The 3,564-nt window shown below is 64.7% G+C and carries 5 protein-coding genes; 2 read left to right on the top strand and 3 right to left on the bottom strand.

Translation table 11 applies throughout. The features are described 5' to 3' along the window. A partial coding sequence (locus tag JOZ00_RS25645) for a DUF2332 family protein (protein WP_293350010.1) occupies window positions 1-693 on the top strand: 693 nt, incomplete at its 5' end. A 62-nt stretch (window positions 694-755) separates the two neighbouring features. On the opposite strand, the gene JOZ00_RS25640 is transcribed toward JOZ00_RS25645, so the two are convergent. After that, window positions 756-1,616: an aldo/keto reductase gene (locus tag JOZ00_RS25640; protein WP_293314901.1), complete on the bottom strand. Its 861-nt coding sequence runs from the start codon at window positions 1,614-1,616 to the stop codon at window positions 756-758. A gap of 142 nt (window positions 1,617-1,758) precedes the next feature. After that, window positions 1,759-1,983, bottom strand: a complete 225-nt coding sequence (locus tag JOZ00_RS25635; protein ID WP_293350007.1) for a hypothetical protein — start codon at window positions 1,981-1,983, stop codon at window positions 1,759-1,761. A 198-nt stretch (window positions 1,984-2,181) separates the two neighbouring features. Here JOZ00_RS25635 and JOZ00_RS25630 point away from each other — a divergent pair, with 198 nt between their 5' ends. Continuing rightward, window positions 2,182-3,009 carry an inositol monophosphatase family protein gene (locus JOZ00_RS25630; protein WP_293350004.1) on the top strand — a complete coding sequence of 276 codons (828 nt, stop codon included), beginning with the start codon at window positions 2,182-2,184 and terminating at the stop codon, window positions 3,007-3,009. Window positions 3,010-3,017: 8 nt separating this feature from the next. Here JOZ00_RS25630 and JOZ00_RS25625 read toward each other — a convergent pair. Beyond that, a partial coding sequence (locus JOZ00_RS25625) for an FAD-dependent oxidoreductase (RefSeq protein ID WP_293350001.1) occupies window positions 3,018-3,564 on the bottom strand: 547 nt, incomplete at its 5' end.

Below are 3,564 nucleotides of genomic sequence, written 5' to 3'. Positions count from 1 at the left end.
CAGACCAACGAGGTCGGCCGATCCGCCGCGCTGATCGGCGGACTGCTGCGCATCAATGAATTCAAGTTGCCGGTAAGGCTTTTCGAGATCGGGACGAGCGCCGGCCTGAACCTGCGGGCGGACCACTACCGCTATCGCTTCGCCGATTTCCAGTGGGGACCGGCCGACTCGCCGGTGACCATCGACGATGCGTGGCAGGGCGTGCTGCCGCCCGACGGCGGGATGCGCATCGTCGAGCGGCATGGATACGACATCGCGCCCATCGACGTCACCGGCACCGACGGCGAGATGGCGGTGGTGAGCTACGTCTGGCCCGACCAGCAGGCGCGGCTGCAGCGGCTGCGCGGCGCCATCGAGGTCGCCCGCGCCGTCCCGGCAAGACTGGAGCGCAGGACGGCGGCCGACGCGGTCGCCGGTCTGACACTGGCGGACGACGCCCTGACGGTGTTGTGGCACTCGATCACGTGGCAGTACCTGTCCGCCGAACAACGGGATGCGGTCGGTGCACACGTGGACGCGCTGGGCGAACGCGCAAGCACCCGATCACCGTTCGCCCACCTCACGATGGAGCCGGCGCGCGACGGGCCTGGCTCGCCGATCAAGTTCCTTATACGAGCCCGTCGCTGGCCGGGCGGCGAGAAGCGGGTCCTCGGCGAGTGTCATCCGCACGGCCCGCCCGTGAACTGGCTATAGCAAAACACAGCCGAAATACCGTGCTATGTCCGGCATTTCGGCTGTGCCGCGATCCTCGACTACTACGTTCCCATGAACGTCATCGGGTCGTGTAGCACCCGGGTGCCGTCATGCAGAGCCTCGATGGCGACCATGTGCTCCGGCGCCAGGGTGAAGTCGAAAACGTCCAGGTTCTGGGCGACGCGTTCGGGCCTTGACGACCGCGACACGACGACGTTGTCCAGCTGCAGGTTCCAGCGGACCAGCACCTGGGCGGGCGAGCGGTTGTACTCGGCGGCGATCGACGTGACGGTTGGGTCCTCGAGCATCCTGCCGACCCCGAGCGGACTGTAGGACTGTGTCTGGACGTCGTGCTCGAGGTGGGCCTGCCGCAGCTCGGCCTGATTCAGGCGGGGGTGCAGCTCGACCTGGTTCACGGCGGGCACCTCTTCGGTCTCGTCGATGACCGTCGCGAGAAGTTCTTCGGTGAAGTTGCAGACACCGATCGAGCGGACATGACCCTGCTCGCGGGCCGTCATCATGCCCTCGAAGCTCTCCACGTACTTGCCGAGCTTCGGCGCCGGCCAGTGGATCAGGTAGAGGTCCAGGTAATCCAGCCCGAGCCTGTCCAGGCTCTGCTTGCAAGATTCCTGGGCTGTGTGGAAGCCCTGCTTCGAGGTGCCCAGCTTGGTGGCGACGAAGAGCTCTTCGCGCGCAACGCCGGAGGCGGCTATCGCACGGCCGACGGCGATTTCGTTTCCGTACGAGGCGGCGGTGTCGATGAGGCGGCAGCCCGCTTCCAGCGCCGCGAGTACCGAGCTTTCCGTCTCCTCATCGGACAACTTGGCCACCCCCAGGCCAAGCACGGGCATCTTCGCCTCGTCGTTGAGTGCGACGGTCGGAATCGCGCTCGGCGAGCTGGGGAGCTCATCAATCACTGTCACTAGTTCTCTCACCTACCTGCAAATTGCGTACTGAATTTTTCGATGAAGACCGCGTCACCGGCAACCGTTAAGCCGGACCGTGGGTGCCCCATTGCACAAATGCCGCAATCGAATACGAAAATCCATTCCCATGGCTTGCGGCTCACGGCGTCGGTCGTTGAAGACAGTAGCGGAGCTTCTCGGCGAACGCACAAGCCGCGCGATCGATGTCGGAAAAGCAAAAATTCTTACTCGATGCCGTTACGTATTTCCAGCACAATGCTTTTGGCAGCGCTAAAACTGGCAATGTTGTGACCTCGACCACGCCGCTCATCCTTCCCGCGGGGTGCGCACTGAAGCGACGAGCTTTCGTGACGTCGGTCACCATCGAATCAGGTTGTGGTACAGCCCAAGTCGCGCGTGGCACCTCGGCATGGTGGTCGAGGCTTAACACCACCGTTGTGGGGTAGATACAGCACGCAATTCGGCACCCTTTAGGCTCGGACCGCAGCAACACAAACCTGACCGACTCTTCCGCCGTTACCTGAGTGTTCGAATACCACTGGAAGCGAGGCAATCCTGCCTTATGAAGACCATTCAAGAGCTTTTCGAAATAGCCTGGCAAGCAACGCAAATCGGCGCCACTACTCTCAAGAAGTCGCAACCGGGCTCCGTACAGCACAAAGGTGACCGCGATCTGGTCACCGACATCGACCTCGGAATTCAGCGGGACATCGACGCCTACCTGGCCCGGTGCACGCCCGATATCGCCCTGCTGGCCGAAGAGTTCGAGAATCAGCCCGACATCAACGCGGCCGAATGGCTCTGGGTTCTCGATCCCATCGACGGCACGTCCAATTTCGTACACGGACTGCCGCTGTGTGCCGTATCGCTGGCACTGCTGTGCGGTGGCGAAACCGTCGTCGCCGTCACCAACGCCCCCCTGCTGGGCAGGACCTACCACGCCGTCAAACACACCGGTGCATTCCTCAATGGACAACGGATCACGGCCAGCGATACCGACAGCCTCAGCGGGTCCATCGTGTCGCTCGGCGACTATGCCGTCGGCCACGAGGCCGCCTCGCAGAACCTGCAGCGACTCGCGCTCACCGGCGAGCTGGTGCCCCGCGTCGAGCGGATCCGGATGATCGGGGCGGCGACCCTGGACCTCGCCTTCGTCGCCGAAGGCGCACTGGACGCCTGCGTGATGATGTCCAACAAGCCGTGGGACACCGCCGCGGGAACGCTGATCGCCCGCGAGGCCGGCGCCCAACTCTTCGACGCACAGGGCAATCCCCACACCCACCGGTCCGCGTCGACCGTCGCCGCCGCACCCGGCGTGGCCGATCAACTCGGCACGGTGATCCGCAACATCGAAATCCCGAGCGCCGCCTACGCGGGGGCTACGGCCTAGCTGACGGCCTAGCCGAGCACATCGGCAATGGGCGCGCCGGCCGCAATCTTGCCGCGTGCCTTCATGACCTTGCCGGGCATCCCGCCGCCGACCACACCGACCAGCACTCCGTCGCGCTCGTAGTACGCGAGGAACTTGCGGCCGTCGTCCTCGACGACATGGACGGTGTCGGTGGCCTCCGGCTCCCCAAGGCACTGGATCTTGACGTCGTATTGGTCGCTCCAAAAGTACGGAACGACAACGATATCCGGCACGTCCTGCCCCAGCATCGCGGGGACGACGACGCGCGCCTGGTCAGCGACGTTGCTCCAATGTTCAACGCGCGCTTGGTGTCCCATCAAGTCCCGCCAGGACGCCACGTCGCCCAACGCCCACACGTTCGGCACGCTGGTGCGTCCGGCCTCGTCGCAGATCACGCCGTTGTCGACCTCGATGCCGGTGCCCGCGAGCCACTCCGTCGCGGGCTTCGAGCCGATCCCGACGACCACCACGTCGGCCGGCAGCTCGGTGCCGTCGTCCAGCACCACGGTGTCGACGTGTCCTTCGCCGCGCACC

Source organism: Mycobacterium sp. (genome assembly GCF_019243155.1).
Taxonomy (GTDB): domain Bacteria; phylum Actinomycetota; class Actinomycetes; order Mycobacteriales; family Mycobacteriaceae; genus Mycobacterium.
This window is presented reverse-complemented; position numbering and strand designations above follow the sequence as displayed.